An 18,604-nucleotide genomic window follows, 5' to 3' on the forward strand; every position below is an offset into this window, starting at 1 on the left:
GGTACTTCCGCCGCTCACCGCCTGCCTAGCCCGCCCGCTTGACAGCCGCAACCGCGAAAGTTTAACGATAAACCTGCATCCCAACAGGGAGCGATCGGAGAGGAGCGGCCGCCCGTGACAACCCTGCGCATCGCCGCGCTGCTCGCCCTCGCGATCCCCCTGCCGGTCATCGCGTCGGCGCAATCGATTGCAGGCGTGTCGAACGTTGCTGTACGTGGCACCTTCGTCCACTTCGACCACCTCTATGCCGAGCGCGACCTGAACGGCGAACGCGTCGGCATCGTCCATATCTACAGCGAAGCCCCCGACTATCGCTTCGCCATCGAACCGCGCGAAGGCTATACCTGCGTCGACGACGTTGCCCGCGCGATCGTCCTGCTCGCTGCCGGCAACCCTGATCCGAAACGCCGTCGCCAGATCGAGATGCTGACCCGTTTCGTCCTGCAAATGCAGGCGGATAACGGCTATTTCCACAATTTCCTGTGGGGCGACGGTCGCATCAACCGCGAATACCGTACCTCGCTCGCCGAGCTGAACTGGTGGTCACTGCGCGCTTTGTGGGGGCTGGAGGCGGCGCTGCCGCACCTCTCCCCCGACACCGCGAAGCGCGCCCGCACCGCCGCCGACCGCTTGGTCGCCAATCTGAAGCGCGACCTGCCGCCCGGCCGGGGCACGAAGACGGTGGAGGGACTGACCGTCCCGACCTGGCTGCCGCTCGAATCCGGTGCCGATGCCGGATCGACCGCGCTGCTCGGCCTGCTACCCCATTGGCAGCGCACGCAGGATCCCACGACCCGCGCCCTGATCGGGCGGATCGGCGACGGCTTGGTCGCGATGCAGGCGGGCGATGCGCAGCGCTTCCCGCATGGCGCGTTCCTCAGCTGGGAAATTCGCTGGCACGCCTGGGGCAATGCGCAGGCCTATGCGCTGCTGCGCGCCGGCAAGTTGCTCGGCCGCCCCGACTTTACCGCCAGTGCCTTGCGCGAAGTCGACCATTTCTACCCCTATCTGCTGCGGACCGGCATGCGCTCGGCCTTCGCGCTGCGCCGGGACGGGGCGGGGTACAAGGCATATGAGGCCGAACGCTTCCCCCAGATTGCCTATGGCATTGCGCCGATGGTCCTCGCCGCGACCGAAGCGCATCGCCAGACCGGCCAGCCGCGCTATCGCGCGCTGGCGCAGCGACTCGGCAGTTGGTTCACCGGCAGCAACCCCGCCCGCCGGGTGATGCTCGATCCCGCTACCGGGCGCGGTTATGACGGGATCATCGCGCCGGGCCGGATCAACCCCAATGCCGGCGCGGAATCGACGATCGAGGGGCTGTTCGCCGCGACCGCGCTGAACGGCACCCCGCTGCCATGACCAGCAGGCGCGACGCGCTATTGCTCGCGTTGGGCGGCGCGGCGCTGCTCGCCGGCTGCGGGCAGGAACGGCGCGAGAAGCGTATCGACCGCATCCAGCTATGGGTTGCGCCCAATGCGGCGGAGGAGGGGTTCTGGAAGATCGCGGTGGCGAAATGGAACGCCGCGCGTCTCGGCCTGCCCGTCCAGTTCACCACCATCCCGACCGCCGGCAATTCGGAGGATACGGTGCTCTCCGCGCTGGTTGCGGGCACCGAACCCGATCTGTGTACCAACGTATTTTCGGGGTTCGCGGTGCAACTCGCGGCGCTGGGACAGGTCGCCAATCTCGTATCGATGCCAGGCTATGACGCCCTGCTCGACCGGCGGCGCATGCGGTCGATCATGGCCGGATGGGAACAGGGCGGGCAGGTCGTGGCGCTGCCCATCTATTCCAGCCCGACGCTGATCTGGTGGCGCGCCGACCTGCTCGAAGCCAATGGCCTGTCCGCGCCCCCCGCAACCTATGCCGACGTCTATCGCTTCTGCGAACGCTATGCCATGCGCGGATCGCGCTACGGGATGCAGGTCGTCGCGGGCCGGGCGTGGCAGGACCGGTGGTTCGACTATATCTCCTATTATTACGCCGCGTCGGGCGGGCAGCCCTATCTGACTGGCAACAAGGCGCTGTACGACAACCCGGCCGGATTTCAGGCGGCGGGGTTCATCGACCGCATGTACCGGCAGGGTTGGACCGCGCTTGATTTCGATGCCGAGGAACCGCTGGTGTCCGGCTTGGCGGCGGGCGCGGTGCGGGGTCCGTGGGATGTCGAGCGCTTCGCGAACATCTACCCTGAAACGCTTGCCCGCATCGCCGTCGGCCCGATGATCGCGGAAGCGCCGACGTCGAGGCCGCGATCGACCTTTTCCGACAGCAAGGGCGTCGTGATCTTCCGCAACAGCAAGGTGCAGCGCGAAGCGTTCGCGTTCCTCAGTTGGGTGTTGGGCGAGGAAGCGCTGAACCTGCTCTGGCTGCAACGCACCGGCCTGTCGCCCGCGCGCGACGACCTGCTGACCAATCCCGCCTTTGCCGATTATTATCGCGGCAACGCCATCGCCCGCGCCTATGCCGATCATGTCGCGACCGCACGACCGCCGGCACTGTCCGAACACACCATCGATATCCAGAAGATCATGAGCGCGCGTCTGGTCGAGCCACTGATGCTGGGCACGACCAGCCCCGCCGCCGCACTCGCCGATGCGGTGGCGCGAACCGACCGGATGTTGGAGGTGCAGGGATGAGGATACACAACGTCCTGTCGCGCGAAGCGGTGATCGGGCTGTCGCTGGCCGGTGCCTATCTGCTCTTTACCGCCGTCTTCTGGGCCTATCCCTTCTACTGGTTGGCCAAGCTGTCGGTGACGCAGTGGCGCTTCTTCGACGAACCGATGTTCACGGGGACACGCAACCTGTTGCTGACCGTGCAGGACCCGCAGTTCCTGCAGGCGCTGTGGAATGTCGTGCGCTTCCTCGGCTTCTATCTGCCGATCGCGTTCGGCGGCGCGCTGATCGTCGCATTCGGGTTGCAGCATGTCGGGCGGGGCAAGGCGTTCGTAGCGCTGTGCTTCCTGCTGTCGAACGTGTCGTCGGGGGTCGCGCTGTCGCTGGTATTCGCGAAGGTGTTCAGCTCGACCGGGCCGCTTAACACGATGCTGTTCGAATGGACCGGCGTGCGGGTGCCGTGGACCAACGATCCGACGCTGGCGATGCTGGCGATCGCGCTGGTCGTCGCGTGGAAGTTCGTCGGCTATTACGGCCTGATCCTCTATTCGGGGCTGCTGGCGATCCCCAAGGAAATCTATGACGCCGCCCGGCTCGACCATGCGGGGCCATGGACACGGCTTACCCGGATCACGCTGCCGATGATGAACCCGCAGCTGATGATGGTGCTGACCTTTGCGATCCTCGTATCGTTCGGGCTGTTCACCGAACCGTTCATCATCACCGGCGGCGGCCCCAGCGACAGCACGGCGACGCCGCAGATGATGATCTACGAAACCGCGTTCCGCCGCCTGCAACCCAGCCATGCGGCGATGATGAGCATATTGGTCGCGCTGGTCACCTATGCGCTGGTGCAGATCGCCCGGCGGTTGTTCGAACGGAAGGTGGTGCTGGCATGAAGGCGTTCCTTGCCAAACGCAGCATCGGCGGATGGGCGGCGACGATCGCCATCTATGCGCTGGCGCTGACTTGGCTCTATCCGTTTGCGTGGATGGTCGCCGCGTCGCTCAAACCCGCGGCGCAGATCTACAATACCGGATTGTTCGAAGGCGACTTCACGCTCGACAATTTCGCGTTCCTGTTCGCGACCGCCGACAAGCTCGACCGGCCGTTCCTCGGCGCACTCGGCGTATCGGCGGTGGTGACGCTGACCGTCACCGCATCGGTGCTGCTGACCTCGGCCTTCATCGCCTTTGCATTGGCGCGGATGCGGTTTCCGGGCGCCAAGCTGTTCGGCGATTTTCTGCTGCTGCAAATGGTCATTCCGACCAGCATGTTCATCCTGCCTTTGTTCGTGCTCATCAAGGAAATGGGACTGCTTAACTCGCTGGGCGCGCTGATCCTGCCGTCGATGATGTCGGGCTGGGGTATCTATATGATGTCGCAGTCGTTTCGGACGATGCCCGAGGAATATTTCGACGCGGCGCGGCTCGACCGGGCCAGCCTGTGGCAGACGGTGACGAAGATCGTCGTGCCGCTGAACAAGTCGATCATCGCCATCGTCGCGCTGTTCACCTTCACCGGCACCTGGGACAATTTCCTGTGGCCCCTGATCGCGATCTCCGACATCGACCGGATGCCGTTGTCGGTGCTGCTAGCGACGTTCAGCAAGCAATATGGCGGCTATGCCGGGCCGGTGATGGCGGGCGCGGTGCTACAGACGCTGCCGCTGGTGCTGCTGTTCATCCTGTTCCGGCGTCATTTCCTGCAAGGCATGTCGCTGTCGCTCAAATGAGAAGGTTTCCCATGTTGCAGCGTGATCCGCGCAATCCCGTCGTCACGCCCGAAATGGTCCGGCCAAGCCGTCCCGAATGGCAGGTCGACGGCAGTTTCAATGCCGGGGTTACCCGCTTCGGCGAGGAGACGATCCTGCTGGTGCGGATCGCCGAGAGCGTGGCCGGGGCAGGGGAGGGCGAGATGCGCGTGCCGTTGCTTGAGGAGGTCGCGGGCGAGTGGCGCTGCACCACCCGCAGCTTCGCGCGCGACGATCCGGCATGGGATTTTTCCGATCCCCGCATGGTCCGCTCGCGCGCCGATCCGCGCGACGTGTTCCTGACCTCGCTGTCGCACCTCCGCCTCGCGCGCAGTCGCGACGGCGTGAGCTTCACGGTCGACCATGCGCCGTTCCTGTTCCCCGCCAATCGCAGCGAACGTTTCGGGTGCGAGGATGCGCGGATCACCGCGATCGAGGGGCGCTGGTACATCAACTATACCGCCGTCTCCGACCTCGGCATCGCCACCGCGCTGGCGGTGACCGACGATTTCGTGACCGTCGAGCGGCTCGGCATCATCCATGCGCCCGACAATCGCGACGTGTGCCTGTTTCCGCGCAAGATACGCGGCCATTACTGGTGCCTGCACCGACCGGCGCCGCTACACCTCGGCACACCGGAAATCTGGATCGCGACGTCGCCCGACCTGCTGCACTGGGGCGATCACCGCCATCTGGCCGGGCGGACCAGCGCGGCATGGGAGACGATGAAGATCGGCGGCGGCGCGCAGATGATCGAGACGACACGCGGCTGGCTGCAACTCTATCACGGGGTCGATGCCGATCAGCGCTACAGTCTGGGCGTGCTGCTGCTCGATCTTGACGATCCGCGCATCGTGCGGGCGCGGTTGGATCGGGCGCTGGCGGTACCGGACGAAGCTTATGAACGCAGCGGCTTTTTCGACAATGTGCTGTTCAGTTGCGGGGCGCTGGTCGAGGGGGACGAACTGCGCGTCTATTATGGCGCGGCTGACCGGGTGATGGCGCTGGGGACGGTATCGCTTGCCGCATTGTGGCAGGCGATGGGGGTTTGATTTCGGGCCCGACCGTACTCCCGCGCAGGCGGGAGTCCACGGCCAAGCAACGCAGCGTCCCGTTTGGGACCCTGGCCCCCCGCCTCCGCGGGGGTACGGATACAGGTACAGGATTCATTCGATGCACCACGACCACATCCCCCGCGTCAAAACCCGCCATGCCGCCTTCGCCGCCGATCCGCCGCAGGCGCGGACCGGCAGGCTGACCTTCACCGGGGTCGACGGGCTCGACGTCTACAACATTTCCGCACCGTTCCGCGTCGGCGGACGCACCATTATCGCCGGGCGGGTCGAGGCGCGCGACAGCGAACATGCGACCGCGGTTTTCTTCGAGGAAGCGGGCGGCGTCTGGCACCCGGTCGACGGCGCGCCGCGCTTCGCGTTGCAGGACCCGTTCGTGACCTTCGTCGGCGGCGAACTGGTGTTCGGCGGGGTCGAGGTCCGCTTCGGCGTGGGCGAACCCGAATGGTGGACGGTCTTCTACCGGGGCAGCGACCTGTTCGACCTGAAACCGTTCTTCGCCGGGCCATTGGGCATGAAGGATATCCGCTTGTGCGAACTGGCCGATGGGCGGGTCGCGGTGTTCACCCGCCCGCGTGGGGTGAAGGGCGGGCGCGGGACGATCGGCTATACCGAGGTCGCCTCGCTCGATGCGCTGACGGTGGAGGCGATCGACGCCGCGCCGATGCTGGAGCGCATGTTCCATCCGCTCGACTGGGGCGGGGTGAACGAGGCGCATCTACTGGCCGATGGCGAGATCGGGCTGATCGCGCACATCGCCTATTTCGAGGACGATACCATGTATAGCGCGCGGCATTATTATGCCGTGTCGTTCGTGTTCGATCCGGCGAGCCGGGCGTGGCGCGACCTGAAGATCCTCGCCGGGCGCGATCAGTTCGGACCGGGCGAGGCGAAACGCCCCGACCTGACCGATGTCGTGTTTTCGTCGGGGATCGAGCGGATTGGCGACGTCATGCGCCTCTATGCCGGCACGTCGGATGCCGAGGCGCATTGGGTCGAGATCGCCTATCCGTTCGACGTGCCGCTGGCGGGGGAAAGCGCGGCGGTTGATGTGTCGCAATTGATCGCTCCGCCGCAGCGGTTACAGGCATGACCATGTTGCGCATCGATCCCAATCCTCGCCCGCTCGGCAAGAGCGATATCGTCACTTCCCGCATGGCGTGGGGCATGTGGCGCTTTACCGGTGCGGTCGCCCCTGCGCGCGCGCTGGTCGAGGCGGCACTGGAAACGGGCATCACCCTGTTCGATACCGCCGATATCTATGGCGCCGACACGCCCGCCGGGTTCGGATCGGCCGAGGCGCTGTTCGGGGAGGTGCTGGCAGAGGCACCCTATCTGCGTGAGCGGATGGTGATCGCGACCAAGGGCGGCATCCGGCCGGGCATCCCCTATCGATCGGACCGCGCGTATCTGACCGACGCCGTCGAGGCGTCGCTGTCGCGGATGGGGATCGAGCGGATCGACCTGTACCAAATCCATCGCCGCGACTTCCTGACCCATCCGCAGGAAGTGGCGAAGAGTCTGACCGCGATGGTGGAGGCGGGCAAGGTGCGCGGGATCGGCGTGTCGAACCACAGCCCGGCCGAGGTCGATGCGTTGCAGGCGTTTCTGAACCTGCCGATCCTGTCGACCCAGCCCGAATTTTCGCCGCTGCACGCCGCGCCGTTGTTCGACGGGACGCTGGATCAAGCGATGGCGAAGGACATGGCGGTGCTCGCTTGGTCGCCGCTCGGCGGGGGACGGTTGAGGGATGGTTCGTATCCCGCTGGTGCGCTGCTGGCCGAACAGGGCGCTCGGTTCGGCGTCGATGCCGCGACGGCGGCGCTGTCATGGGCGATGGTCCATCCGGCGCGGATCATTCCGATCATCGGGTCGCAGAACGCCGATCGCATCCACGCGGCGGCGGGCGCCCTGCGCGTCGAATGGACACCGACGGAATGGTATGCGGTGTTGCAGGCCGGGATGGGGGCTGGCCTGCCCTGACGCCCGCCGGTTGTAGCGGGACCGTCGCATCTGTATATTGATCCTGCATCTGTAGCATCGTAAGGCGGCAGGACGATGAACGCGCATAATGGACGGTTGGTGAGCGGGGGGCGGTTGCAGCTGCCGTCCGACGTCCGTCGCGAACTGGGCCTTGCCGATGGCGATCAGGTGGTGATGCGTGTCGTCGACGGCGAACTGCATATCCGGCCGCGCCGCGACGTGCTGAAGCGGATTCAGGCGATGTTGCAACCCTATGCGCGGAGCGACGCCCCGGTCGTCGACGAGCTGATCGCCGAACGCCGCGCCGAAGCCGAGCGTGGCTGATCCGGTTTACGTCCTCGACGCATCGGCATTGCTGGCGGCGTTCTTCGACGAACCGGGTGCCGAGGTCGTTGCCGACCGGATGAGCGGCGCGCTGATGAGTGCGGTGAACCTGTCCGAGGTCGTCTCCAAGCTGATTGATCGCGGTGCGTCGCCGGACCAGATCGCCGAGATCATGACGCAGCTCGATATCGACGTCGTGCCGCACGACGAACGGCAGGCGATGACCGCCGGATTGCTGCGCCGGGAAACCCGGTCGTCGGGACTGTCGCTCGGCGATCGCGCCTGTCTGGCGCTGGCGATCGAGCGTCGGGCCGTCGCGCTGACCGGGGATCGGGCATGGCTGGCGCTGGCGGAACCGCTGCAGGTCGAGGTCATGGCGATCCGGTAAGGGCGTTGAGTGTGGAAAAGGCCCCCGCCCGGTCGGGGCGGGGGCAGGGGGGAACTCAGAACCGGACGTTGACGCCCGCCGTGACCGTGCGGCCGATGCGCGTTTCGAACAGCGTGTCCTGCCGAGCGCTGTCGGTGTAGAGGACATTGCGTTCGTCGGTCAGGTTTGTCGCCTCGACGATCAGTTTGATCTGGTCGGTGATGCCGTACGACGCCGAGGCATCGACATAGAGCGTCGGCTTGTTCCCCTGAAGATCGCTGCCGGGCGACGCCGGAATGCCGCGGATGAAGCGGTCGCGGTAGTTGGCGGTCGAGCGGATGCTGAACTTGTCATCCTCGTAATAGAGCGTGCCCGAGGCGGTGTTCTTCGACAGGCCGACCAGATCGTTGGTGGTGGTGACCGTCGGCACGCCGCCGACGCTGGCAAGGATATATTCGATCTCCGACGTCACCCGCGTATAGTTGCCGAGCACACCGAAGTTGCCGAGGAAGCCGGGCAAGAAGTCGAGGCGGAACTGCGCGTTGACCTCGAAGCCCTTGAGCGGGCCACCGGGCGTGTTGAATGGCTGCGACACGGTGAACAATTCGGTCGGCGAGGTCTGGCTGTTTTCGAGCAGGGCGTTGGGCAGGCCCAGTTCGTTGAACGGGATCTGGCTGTTCACATTCTGGATATAGCTTTTGATATCCTTGTAGAAATAGGCGACCGACAGCAGCGAGCCGGGTTTGAAATACCATTCGACCGCAGCGTCGAAGGTATTGGCGCGGATCGGTTCGAGGAACGGGTTGTTTACGTTGCCGACGCGGGTCACCGGGTTCACGCCGCTGGTGGGCGTCAGGATGCCGAGTTCGGGGCGGGTCATCACCTTCGCCGCCGACAGGCGGACCAGCAGGTCGCGGACCGGTTCGACGACGATGTTCGCGGACGGCAGCCAGTCCTGATACCCGCGCCGCGCCTGCGCATATTGGCCGATCAGGCCGGTCGGCGAGGTCTGTCCGGCGGGCGGCGCGACGGCGATATAGCCCGAGGTGAACAGGTCGGTCTTGACGTAGCGCATGCCGACATCGCCGCGCAGGCCCAGCCCGACCATGTCGGTCAGGTCGAAATTGCCCATCAGATAGGCGCCCTTGACCTCTTCCTTCACCCGGCTGCGGCCCGCGCCGCATTCGACGCCGCAATAACGGACCTGGTCGAAGCCGAAGGTCGAGGCCCACTTGTCGGGATCGATCGCCGCCCATGCGTTCGGCGCGCCCGACCCGAACAGGTCGCCCACGCCCTCGATCTGGCGGGTAATGCTGGCGAGCGACGTGCCGGCGGGCAGCGCGCGGACGACGGTGTCGGCGTTGTAGGGGCGAAGGAATGAGGAGACGAAATCGCTTTCGCGATACTGGCCGCCCGCCTTTACCGTGAAGCCTTCGGCGACCGTCCAGCCCAGATTGACCTCGCCGGTCATGTTGTCGGTGGTGTTCTTGGACGGCTTGCCCTGGAAGCTGAACCCGCCGAGCACGGTGCCGTCGGACAGGCCGGGGGCATAGTTGAAGTTCGCCGGGTCGGCGACGTCGAAGCCGAAGCCTATCGTCGGCGTGCTGCCCTTACCCCGGAAATCGATCGAGAAATTGTCGCTGTCGATCACGTCCATGAACGTCTGCAACCGCTTGCGCCCGTCCCACACCGACTGGTTGCGCCCGACCAGCATGGTCAGTTCGAGCGCGTCGTTGAAGCGGTGCTTCAGGTTGAAATTGGCTTGCTTGAAGGTCGAGACGAAATGATCGACGAGGCCCTCGGAACGGACGTCGACGCCGTCGAACAGGCCGTAGAGCAGCGAGCCCTTGTCGCTGAACTGCGCGTCGCGCACCGACACCATCGGTTGCCCGTTGTTCGCGATCGAGCGGCCGAACGAAATGCCGGCAATGTAATTGTCGCGGCGGGTCACGTCGAAGCGCGAATAGAGCAGGTCGACCGAGATATCGGTATCGTCGTCGGGCTTGAACTGGACGGTGAAGGTGCCGCCGATCCGTTCCTGATCCTGTTCGGAGTTGAGGTAGCGCGGCAGGCGCGGGAAGAAGGCACCGCTGCCCGGGGTGTTGGGCAGGTCGGCGCGACGCAGGCCGGAGATGGTGTTATAGGCAGCGACCGAGCCGGTACGCGGGTTGTTCGTCGAACAGTCGGTAGCGGTCGCGCCCTTCGTCCCGACGGCCGGATAGATGGGCGTTACCCCGAGCGGCGAACAGAACAGGCCGTTGGTGTTGGCCGACAGGATATCGACCGCCGAATAGCCGACCTCGCGCAGGTGCCGTTTCTGATACGCGACCGAGGCGAGCACGCCGAAGGTGCCGTCGGCGAACTTCTTCGACACCAGCATCGACGCCCGCGGATCGACCCGCTTCGACAATTCGTTCCAAATGCCGCGCGCGGTCGCGGTCAGCACGAAATCCTCGCGCGAATCAAGCGGCTTGGGCGCGGTCAGGTCGACGGTTGCGCCGAGCGATCCTTCCTCGACATCGGCCGAGGGGGTCTTGCGCACCGACAGCGCCGAGAAGATCTCGGTCGGGAAGACGTTGAAGTCGAAGCTGCGGCCGTTATTGCCCGCGCCGTAGATGTCGGACGACCCGGTCTGCGCCGTGCCCTCCATCCCGTTGATGCGCACGCGGGTGAAGCCGGCGCCGAGGCCGCGGACCGAAATGTTGCGCCCTTCGCCGCCGTCGCCGCGCGCCAGGGCGACGCCGGGCACGCGCTGCATCGATTCGGCGAGGTTCGCGTCGGGGAATTTGCCGATATCCTCCGCGACGATGCTGTCGACCGCCGCCGTCTCGCGCCGCTTTTGCCCAAGCGCGCTGTTGAGCGAGGCGCGGAAGCCGGTGACGATGATCTCGCCTTCGTCAACTTGTTGCGGGGTTGCAGTGTCGCCACCGGTATCGGCGGGCACGTCCTGCGCCATTGCCGGCGACGCGGCGGCCAGCACGAATGCCAAGGCGGCGATCGAAGCGCCGCGCGTTGCGGCAGCAGCACGAAATACGGCCATATGTCCCTCTCCCTGTACCGGACCGCCCATCTACGCGGGCTGTTCCAATATGTGATACAATGAGTCACATATTAAACGGGTTTGGAAAGGCTGTCATTCGTATTTTGTGAAACCGGTCTGGCGATACCGGCAAAGGAGAAAAGGCCCCGATCGCTCGGGGCCTTTCCGGGTCATCAGAACTTGATATTGGCGTTGGCGAAGAATTGTCGCCCGACATAATCATAGCCCGAGTAGAGCGGGGCGTTGGCGATGGTGGTGAAGCCGACCGCGCTGATCCGCGGCGGTTTGGTGTCGAGCAGATTGCGGACGCCAAAGGTGAATTGATATTGTTTCTGGACGTTGAATTGCAGCGACAGCGAATGCAGGAAGTAGCTGGGCGCTTCCAGATAATAGTTGTCGCGATATTCCTGGACGAGATCGGGATCGATTTCACCGGTCAGGTTGTCGAACGCGAAATAGTCATAGGTCCGGTTGCGGTCGCCACCGGTCCAGTCGAGACCGTAGCGGATCGTGACCGGATCGATGCTGAACGTCGCGTCGAAATTGCCGACCCAATCGGGCGCGGTCAGGATGCCGTTGGAATCGGTCAGGAATTCCTCCGGGAACAGGCGCGTCGACTGTTCGGTATATTTGGTGACGTTGGCGTTCAGGATGAAGCGTCCGCCGAGCAGTTCGCGGGCATAGCGGCCGTTGAATTCGAAACCCTTGACGATGTTTTCCGACAGGTTGACGAAGCTGCTGGTGACGGTCAGCGCCTGGTTGGTATCGCGCTGGACGAAGCGGCAGAAGCCCTCGGTCGGGTTGAAGTTGGCACTGCCATAGCAGCGCTGGAGGATCGTCGTGCCGCTCAGGTCCGACACGCCATTGTCGACCTTCACATCGAAATAGTCGAGCGAGAGCGACAGCTGTCCGATCGATTCGGGCAGGCGCGGGCTGACCACCGCACCGAGCGTCCAGTTGGTCGAGGTCTCGGCGCTCAGCCCCGCCTCGGCACCGCCGACGCGGAACGAGGTGATGCCACTGCGCTGTTCGAAGTCCGCCGGCAGGCCAATCGAGGCGCAGTTGCGCGCGACGATCTGCTGGTTGGGCGACTGTTCGCCCGCGACCGGCAGCGCGCTGCACGGATCGCTGTTGGCGCCGAGGAAGCCGCTGGTCGCGCCGAGGAACTGTTCGGCCAGCGCCGGTGCGCGGTACGACGTGCCATAGCTGCCCCGGATGCCGAAGCCGCGGATCGGTTCCCATTCGCCCGCGACCTTGTAGGTCACGTCCGAACCATAGGAGGCATAGTCGGTATAGCGCGCCGATCCGGTGAAGTTCAGGCGGTAGAAGAAGGGCTGATCCTCGAGCAGCGGCACGAAGATTTCGCCGAAGCCTTCCTTCACATTGTCCTTGCCGACCGTCGGCGTCGCGGCGGTCAGGCCATAGAGGTTGCCGTTGACAGAATTCAGGTCGGGCTGGTCGTTCAGGCTCTGTCGACGATGCTCGACGCCCAGCGCGACCTGCACGTCGCCCGCGGGCAGATGGACCAGCGGACCGTCGATGTTGAACGCATAGGTCGTCTCGCGGAAGCGGGTCTTCCCGATCGTGTTCTGGACGATGTAGTTGCGGAAGTCGGTCGGCAGCTGGCCGCCGATCACCGCCGCGGTCAGGAACGGCGCGGCGACGCAATTGGCGTTCGAGGCGATGCTGGCGCAGCTGAAGGTGCCGTTGCCGTTGGCGGTGACGTTCAGCGAATTGGCGAGGCGATCGATCAGGAACGATTCGGCTTCGTAGGTGCCGTCGTTGAACGACTTGCCGATATAGGCGTCGTAGCGCCAGTCGGGGAAGAAGAAGTCGCCGCGCACCCCGCCCGAGGCACGGACATAATCCACCGTCTGCGCCGATGAGGTCATGCCATAGCCGATGAACGCGCGCGCCGCGATGTTCCGGCCGCTCGAGGTGTTGGTCGGATTGGCGAACAGGCCGTTCCGGATATCTTCGGGAAGCAGCGGGCTGCCCTGCAGATAGTCGAGCGACAGCTGGCGATAGAGGTCGGTCGACGATTTGCGCCGCGTCGCCAGCAATTCGCCATACACCTCGGCATCGCCGAGGAAGTCGAGCTTGTAGGTGGCCGAGAGATAGCCGGTATAGATTTCGGTGTCGTTGATGAGCGGCTCTTCCTCCTGCCGCGGATCGAAGGTGTCGCGGTCGTAATTGCCGACGCCGAGATAGCCGGGGAAGGGGCCGGTGGTCTGGCCGGGGGCGGGTACGAAGCGGTTGAAGCGGCCGACGGTGCCGCTGGTCCGCCCGATCGCGTTGCGGGTCGGCAGGCCGAGCGTGTTGATCGTGACGCCGCCATTGTCGAGCGTGAAGCACGCGCGGGGATCGTCGGGCGAGAAATTGTCGCCCGAACCGAAGGCCGACCCTTCGCCGTTCAGAAAGCCGCCGATCGGGCAGCCGAAGAAGGGCACGTCGTTACGCGACAGCAGGTCACGCTTGCGATATTCGGCCGAGCCGATGACGCTCAGGCGTTCGTTGTTGAAACCAAAGCTGGCGCTGGCGCGGCGATCAATGCCGGCGCCGACCTCGGGCACGTTCATCTGGAAATTGAGCTGGAGGCCGGTCAGCTTCTGGTCGGTGATGATGTTGACGACGCCGGCGACCGCGTCCGAACCATAGACCGACGATGCGCCGGCCTTCAGCACCTCGATCCGTTCGACGATCGCATTGGGCAGGACGTTCAGGTCGGCAGCGAGCAGCGATCCGCGCGTGCCGCCCGGCGCCAGGCGGCGGCCGTTGAGCAGGATCAGCGTGCGGTTGGGGCCGAGGCCGCGCAGGCCGAGCGTGTTCGCGCCGCCGCCGCCATCGGTGACGAAGCCGCCATAGGCGCTGTTGATCTGCGAGGCACCCTGCGCGACCGCGTTGCTTTGCAGCGCATCGCCGACGCTGGCGAAACCGGCCTGGGTGATCTCGCCGCGGCCGATGACGGTGATCGGTTCGGCGACCGAGAATTCGTCGCGGCGGATGCGCGAACCGGTCACGACGATGTCGGCGCCGGTCACCGTCGCGCTGTCGGCATTGGGCGACTGCGGGTTCTCGGCGTCGCTCGGCACCTGGGTCGGGTCGGGGACCGGGCTGGTCTGCGTATCGGTGGCGATCGTCTGCGCGGCGGCAGGCAAAGCAAGTGCGATGGCCAGCGGCGTCAATGCCGTGGCCACATACAGATGTGACAGTTTCACGATGTTTCCCCGTTTTTATAGCCCGTCGGGCGTATCGATATAAGAATATTCGTACGCGGCAGCGGCAAGGGGGAAATGTAGGCGCGGCCTACTAAATTGTTGAATGTGCCAAAAATATCACGGCTGCCCCGCGAGGGTGCGTTCCGCCGATGACCGCCGCATCGGCCTCCGACACCCAGCCTCTTGCGGGCGGCGTACCGCGAATGGTAGCGCTATCGCAGCAGCGGCATCAGCCGCGCCGGACCAAGATGAGAGGATGGGCTGTTGCGTCTTTCGATGAAATTGCCGGCGGCTGCGGCCGCATTGGCGCTCCTTGCCGGGTGTTCCGGTAACAACGCCGTGCAGAACGATGCCGCGGCCAATGCCGCTACGCCTGGCAATGCAAGCGACGAGGCGCGCAGTCCCGAGGGCAAGCGCTATCTGGCGCAGCCGCTGGTCAAGGATCTGTATTTTGCCGATCCGTCCGCGCATGTCTTCAACGGCAAAATCTATGTCTATCCCAGCCATGACGTCGATGCCGGCATCCCCGACGACGATCTGGGCAGCCAATATGCGATGCACGACTATCAGGTGCTGAGCATGGACCGGCCGGGCGGGCCGGTGACGGTGCATCCGGTGGCACTCGACCTGAAACAGATTCCGTGGGCATCGGAAAAGGCATGGGCGCCCGACGCAGCGTACAAGAACGGCACCTATTACCTGTATTTCCCGGCCAAGGACAAACAGGGCGTGTTCCGCATCGGCGTCGCCACCTCGTCCTCACCGGTCGGTCCGTTCAAGGCCGAGCGCAAGCCGATCGAGGGCGCCTATTCGATGGACCCGGCGGTGTTCACCGACGATGACGGGCAGAGCTATCTGTATCTGGGCGGCATCTGGGGCGGGCAGTTGCAGCGTTGGGCGACCGGCAAATACGACCCCAAAGCCGGCGACACCGACCTGAAGCAGGACGACAAGCCGGCGCTGTCGGGCAAGGTCGCCCGCCTCGGCCCCGACATGAAGCAGCTGGCCGAGCCGCTACGCGATGCAACGATCGTCGACGAAAATGGCAAGCCGGTGCTGGGCGGCGACCATGACCGGCGCTTCTTCGAAGGGTCGTGGGTCTTTAAGCGGAACGGCAAATATTATTACATGTATTCGACCGGCGACACGCATTACCTCGCCTATGCGGTCGGCAATACGCCCTATGGTCCGTTCAAATATACCGGCCGCATCCTCGAACCGGTACAGGGCTGGACCAGCCACGGGTCGGTGTTCGAATTCGGCGGCAAATGGTATCTGGCATATCACGATACGCAACTGACGAACAAAAACCATCTGCGATCGGCCAAGATCACCGAACTGACCTTCCGCCCCGACGGGACGATCGAGACGCTGAACCCATTCAAGGATTGAGGACTGGGGGCGGATCGCGGGTTCTTTCCTGCGATCCGCCCCGATTCCTTCAGACCGTTTCCGACTCGGCGATCGCGGCGTCGATCATCGCTGCCCAGACCGCCGGGTCGCCGGTCGTCGACATGGTGGCGGAGGGTTCGCGGATCGTCCGGAGCACCGCATCGGCCTGCGCCAGATAGGCGCGCCAGGTTTCGTCGACGCTGGTCGCGGCCGACGTCTCGCGCCCTGCACCGTTGGCGCTGTGGTCCAGCCCGGCAAGGGTGCGGGCGATCCGTTCCACCAGCGTGGTCGTGGCGATGTCCATGGCGTGTCTCCTGCGTCCGTTCCTGCGCAACGGCGCGGCGGGGCGGTCGTTCCGCGACCGACGCTTAGGGCACGGTAGAAGTCGTTGATCTGAATCAGGAAGTCGGCAGCGCATCCTCCGCGACGATCGCGATCGTCGCGCCGGCGCGGTTGAGTTCCTCGGCACGGCGATAATCGGCATGGGCGTGGACGAAGCGGCCGAAGGTCTGGGCGTTGCCGATCACCAGCATCGTCGTGGTCGTGCCGACCCCGGCGGTGATCCGGGCGCCCATCGCCGCCAGACGATGCGCGAGCGGACCGTCGCGGGTCGCGCCGAGCAGGGCGATGCGCTGTCCCTTGAGCGGTCCATCGGCAGCGGCTTTCGGCGCAGGCCGGCGCTTGGGCGTCGGGGCGAGCAGGGTGGCGAGGTCGTGGCCGGTGTGGGCCATGGCACGGACCACGACCATGCCCGCCGCGCGCGCGTCGCTCAGCGCGTCGTGATGCTTGTGGCGGAGTTTCAGGAATTTGGTCAGGATGTTGAGCCGGTGGCTCGGCAATTCCGGCCAGGCGCGCCGCGCGACGCCGACGCTGTCGAGCCAGCGCGTCTCGATCGGCGGCAGACCATGCTGCGCACAGGCGGCGGCAAGCGCGCTCTTGTCGAACGACGAATGCGCCACCGTCACCCGGCCGGTCAGATAGGTGCCGACCGTCGCATGGATATCGGCGAAATTGGGCTTGCCACGGACGTGGTCGCTGGTGATGCCGTGGATGCGGATGTTCGAGACGAAGAATTCGTCGCAGGGGTCGAGCAGCGTTTCGTAGGCGAAGACCTCCGCCCCGCCGGAAAAGCCGACGATGCCGATCTGGCAGATGCTGCTGACGCGCGAACAGGCGGTTTCGACATCGATGACGACGAAATCGACGGGCGGGACGAGAGGCACGGACACCGCGTCGCCATAGCATGACCGCGCGCGCCCGCGTAAGATGGCGCGATGGAACGGACGGTGCGATGGGCGGCGGTGCTGCTGGTCGGTGTGACCTGGATCAGCGCGGCGCTGTTCGGCGCCTATATCGTCGCGTTCTTCGGCGGGGCGGCGCTGCGCGGCAACCCGGACCAGTGGAATGAATCGCTGCCCGCGCTATTCGATCGCGCCGGCCCGGTCGGCACCGCGGCGATCGGCGCGCATTTCGTGGCCGGCGGGGTGTTGTTGCTGCTGGGGCCGATCCAGCTGATCGGACGGGTGCGCCGGGGCTGGCCGCGGGTGCATCGCTGGCTGGGCCGCGTATACGTCGTCGCGGCGGCGGTGACCGGGGCGGGGGGCCTGGGGTTCATCGTCACGCGCGGCACGATTGGCGGGCCGGTGATGGATATCGGCTTCGGCCTGTACGGGCTGCTCACCTGCGCCGCCGCGGTGCTGGCGTGGCAGCGGGCATGGACCGGGCGGATCGCGGCGCACCGGGCATGGGCGATCCGCCTGTTCGCGCTGGTCATCGGATCGTGGCTGTACCGGATGGAATATGGACTGTGGTTCCTGACCATGGGCAAGGCCGGGCATAGCAGCGATTTTCGCGGCGGCTTCGATGCGGTAATGGCGTTCGCCTTCTACCTGCCCAATCTGGCGGTCGCCGAACTGTTCCTCCGCGCCCGCCGCCGCCCGGCTCATTCGGCACTGGCGATCGGCGCGGTCGTGGCGCTCATCGCCGCCAGCCTGTTCATCGTGCTGGCGACCTGGGTGTTCGTCACCCGCTTCTGGGGGCCGGGGTTCGTCAGCGGGGTGACCGGCGCGCCGCTATGATGCCCGGTCAGTCGACCGGGGTGATCCGCGCTTCGAAAAAGGCCCAGTTGCCGTCGCGGTCCCAGAATTTCTGGCCCGTGGCCCAGGCCGACTGGATCGAGGCGAAGTCGCGCATCAGGAACATGATGGTCTCGCGATGCCCTTCGGAAATGGTCATTACCTGCTTGTTCGCCGCCTGAATCTCGAACTCGGGATCGCCAGGCGGGACGTCGTAGCAGTGGATATCGACCTCGATCAGCATCGTCGCCGCCGGCGGATCGACGAGGCGGATCAGCACCTGCGGCCGTTCGACCGAATAGGAGGAGGGCATGTCTTTTTGAAAGATCAGGTCGAACGCGGCATACATGTAGCTGCCGTCCGCGAACTGCCCCATGCCGACCGCGCTGGGGCTGACATATTCGACCCAGCCCTTGCCCGGCACGATCGGCTGGTCGGGGCGCAGCGTCAGCCATGGCGTGTCGAGCTTATAGGGTTTCTGCGATCCCAGCAGCGCGGCGATCCGCGCGGCGCGCGTGTCGCGCAGCGCCGCGAGGCGAGCGGGATCGATCCGCATCCGCGACGGATCGAAACGTTTGCGGGTGAAGGTACGCAACAGCCTGGCATCCGGCATGGCGGCTCTCCTGTGGTTGCCGGCACGAGGCGGCAGTCATGGCGATGATGCCGGGGAGGCGACAGGCCGGGAATACGCCATATCGGGTAGCGTGCCTTGGTGCCATGGGGACCGAAAATGCCGGCTTTTCAATTATTCGCACTAT

The 18,604-nt window shown here is 65.3% G+C and carries 16 protein-coding genes; 11 read left to right on the plus strand and 5 right to left on the minus strand.

Annotation, left to right across the window (positions count from 1 at the left end; all coding sequences use genetic code 11):
- The first annotated feature begins 114 nt into the window (after positions 1-114).
- The 9 genes from ACTHQV_RS15370 to ACTHQV_RS15410 all read left to right on the plus strand — a co-directional run bounded on the left by ACTHQV_RS15370 (position 115) and on the right by ACTHQV_RS15410 (position 8,142).
- Positions 115-1,362: a hypothetical protein gene (locus ACTHQV_RS15370; RefSeq protein ID WP_440491503.1), complete on the plus strand. Its 1,248-nt coding sequence runs from the start codon at positions 115-117 to the stop codon at positions 1,360-1,362.
- Positions 1,359-2,642 (plus strand): extracellular solute-binding protein, encoded by a 1,284-nt coding sequence (locus ACTHQV_RS15375; RefSeq protein WP_440491505.1) that lies wholly within the window; start codon positions 1,359-1,361, stop codon positions 2,640-2,642. The genes ACTHQV_RS15370 and ACTHQV_RS15375 overlap by 4 nt, the downstream gene beginning before the upstream one ends.
- On the plus strand, positions 2,639-3,520 hold the full coding sequence (locus ACTHQV_RS15380; protein WP_440491506.1) for a carbohydrate ABC transporter permease: 882 nt from the start codon (positions 2,639-2,641) through the stop codon (positions 3,518-3,520). The genes ACTHQV_RS15375 and ACTHQV_RS15380 overlap by 4 nt, the downstream gene beginning before the upstream one ends.
- Positions 3,517-4,356 (plus strand): carbohydrate ABC transporter permease, encoded by an 840-nt coding sequence (locus tag ACTHQV_RS15385; RefSeq protein ID WP_440491508.1) that lies wholly within the window; start codon positions 3,517-3,519, stop codon positions 4,354-4,356. The genes ACTHQV_RS15380 and ACTHQV_RS15385 overlap by 4 nt, the downstream gene beginning before the upstream one ends.
- Positions 4,357-4,367: 11 nt before the next feature.
- Positions 4,368-5,426, plus strand: a complete 1,059-nt coding sequence (locus tag ACTHQV_RS15390; RefSeq protein WP_440491510.1) for a glycoside hydrolase family 130 protein — start codon at positions 4,368-4,370, stop codon at positions 5,424-5,426.
- A gap of 121 nt (positions 5,427-5,547) precedes the next feature.
- A complete protein-coding gene (locus tag ACTHQV_RS15395) occupies positions 5,548-6,540 on the plus strand; it encodes a DUF1861 family protein (RefSeq protein WP_440491511.1) in 993 nt (330 codons plus the stop codon).
- Positions 6,537-7,430 carry an aldo/keto reductase gene (locus ACTHQV_RS15400; protein ID WP_440491513.1) on the plus strand — a complete coding sequence of 298 codons (894 nt, stop codon included), beginning with the start codon at positions 6,537-6,539 and terminating at the stop codon, positions 7,428-7,430. Before ACTHQV_RS15395 ends, ACTHQV_RS15400 begins: the two co-directional genes overlap by 4 nt.
- A gap of 75 nt (positions 7,431-7,505) precedes the next feature.
- Positions 7,506-7,754, plus strand: coding sequence for an AbrB/MazE/SpoVT family DNA-binding domain-containing protein (locus tag ACTHQV_RS15405; protein ID WP_440491515.1), 249 nt, complete (start codon positions 7,506-7,508; stop codon positions 7,752-7,754).
- A complete protein-coding gene (locus tag ACTHQV_RS15410; RefSeq protein ID WP_440491517.1) occupies positions 7,747-8,142 on the plus strand; it encodes a type II toxin-antitoxin system VapC family toxin in 396 nt (131 codons plus the stop codon). The genes ACTHQV_RS15405 and ACTHQV_RS15410 overlap by 8 nt, the downstream gene beginning before the upstream one ends.
- Positions 8,143-8,197: 55 nt before the next feature.
- Here ACTHQV_RS15410 and ACTHQV_RS15415 read toward each other — a convergent pair whose 3' ends face one another.
- Positions 8,198-11,161: a TonB-dependent receptor gene (locus ACTHQV_RS15415; protein WP_440491518.1), complete on the minus strand. Its 2,964-nt coding sequence runs from the start codon at positions 11,159-11,161 to the stop codon at positions 8,198-8,200.
- 173 nt (positions 11,162-11,334) lie between these two features.
- On the minus strand, positions 11,335-14,379 hold the full coding sequence (locus tag ACTHQV_RS15420) for a TonB-dependent receptor domain-containing protein (protein ID WP_440491519.1): 3,045 nt from the start codon (positions 14,377-14,379) through the stop codon (positions 11,335-11,337).
- A gap of 276 nt (positions 14,380-14,655) precedes the next feature.
- On the opposite strand from ACTHQV_RS15420, the gene ACTHQV_RS15425 reads away from it, so the two are divergent.
- Positions 14,656-15,771, plus strand: a complete 1,116-nt coding sequence (locus tag ACTHQV_RS15425) for a glycoside hydrolase family 43 protein (RefSeq protein ID WP_440491576.1) — start codon at positions 14,656-14,658, stop codon at positions 15,769-15,771.
- A gap of 49 nt (positions 15,772-15,820) precedes the next feature.
- On the opposite strand, the gene ACTHQV_RS15430 is transcribed toward ACTHQV_RS15425, so the two are convergent.
- Positions 15,821-16,075 carry a hypothetical protein gene (locus tag ACTHQV_RS15430; RefSeq protein WP_440491520.1) on the minus strand — a complete coding sequence of 85 codons (255 nt, stop codon included), beginning with the start codon at positions 16,073-16,075 and terminating at the stop codon, positions 15,821-15,823.
- 94 nt (positions 16,076-16,169) lie between these two features.
- Positions 16,170-17,000, minus strand: coding sequence for an exonuclease domain-containing protein (locus ACTHQV_RS15435; RefSeq protein ID WP_440491522.1), 831 nt, complete (start codon positions 16,998-17,000; stop codon positions 16,170-16,172).
- Positions 17,001-17,045: 45 nt separating this feature from the next.
- Between ACTHQV_RS15435 and ACTHQV_RS15440 the strand changes: the two genes are divergently transcribed.
- Entirely contained in the window at positions 17,046-17,849 is an 804-nt protein-coding gene (locus tag ACTHQV_RS15440) for a DUF2306 domain-containing protein (protein WP_440491524.1), read from the plus strand.
- A 7-nt stretch (positions 17,850-17,856) separates the two neighbouring features.
- Here the strand turns inward: ACTHQV_RS15440 and ACTHQV_RS15445 are convergent, their stop codons facing one another.
- The gene (locus ACTHQV_RS15445) at positions 17,857-18,459 is read right to left on the minus strand and encodes a hypothetical protein (RefSeq protein WP_440491526.1); all 603 of its coding nucleotides are present in this window, start codon (positions 18,457-18,459) and stop codon (positions 17,857-17,859) included.
- Positions 18,460-18,604: the final 145 nt, after the last annotated feature.

This window comes from Sphingomonas sp. SAFR-052, from assembly GCF_051965015.1.
Lineage (GTDB): Bacteria > Pseudomonadota > Alphaproteobacteria > Sphingomonadales > Sphingomonadaceae > Sphingomonas.

What these genes read in the sequence shown, in the direction of transcription:
- ACTHQV_RS15395 (WP_440491511.1), top strand. Translation starts at nt 5,548, where the DNA reads ATGCACCACGACCACATCCCCCGCGTCAAAACCCGCCATGCCGCCTTC.
- ACTHQV_RS15405 (WP_440491515.1), top strand. Translation starts at nt 7,506, where the DNA reads ATGAACGCGCATAATGGACGGTTGGTGAGCGGGGGGCGGTTGCAGCTG.
- ACTHQV_RS15445 (WP_440491526.1), bottom strand. Translation starts at nt 18,459, where the DNA reads ATGCCGGATGCCAGGCTGTTGCGTACCTTCACCCGCAAACGTTTCGAT.
- ACTHQV_RS15385 (WP_440491508.1), top strand. Translation starts at nt 3,517, where the DNA reads ATGAAGGCGTTCCTTGCCAAACGCAGCATCGGCGGATGGGCGGCGACG.
- ACTHQV_RS15390 (WP_440491510.1), top strand. Translation starts at nt 4,368, where the DNA reads ATGTTGCAGCGTGATCCGCGCAATCCCGTCGTCACGCCCGAAATGGTC.
- ACTHQV_RS15415 (WP_440491518.1), bottom strand. Translation starts at nt 11,161, where the DNA reads ATGGCCGTATTTCGTGCTGCTGCCGCAACGCGCGGCGCTTCGATCGCC.
- ACTHQV_RS15375 (WP_440491505.1), top strand. Translation starts at nt 1,359, where the DNA reads ATGACCAGCAGGCGCGACGCGCTATTGCTCGCGTTGGGCGGCGCGGCG.
- ACTHQV_RS15400 (WP_440491513.1), top strand. Translation starts at nt 6,537, where the DNA reads ATGACCATGTTGCGCATCGATCCCAATCCTCGCCCGCTCGGCAAGAGC.
- ACTHQV_RS15430 (WP_440491520.1), bottom strand. Translation starts at nt 16,075, where the DNA reads ATGGACATCGCCACGACCACGCTGGTGGAACGGATCGCCCGCACCCTT.
- ACTHQV_RS15425 (WP_440491576.1), top strand. Translation starts at nt 14,656, where the DNA reads ATGAAATTGCCGGCGGCTGCGGCCGCATTGGCGCTCCTTGCCGGGTGT.
- ACTHQV_RS15380 (WP_440491506.1), top strand. Translation starts at nt 2,639, where the DNA reads ATGAGGATACACAACGTCCTGTCGCGCGAAGCGGTGATCGGGCTGTCG.
- ACTHQV_RS15440 (WP_440491524.1), top strand. Translation starts at nt 17,046, where the DNA reads ATGGAACGGACGGTGCGATGGGCGGCGGTGCTGCTGGTCGGTGTGACC.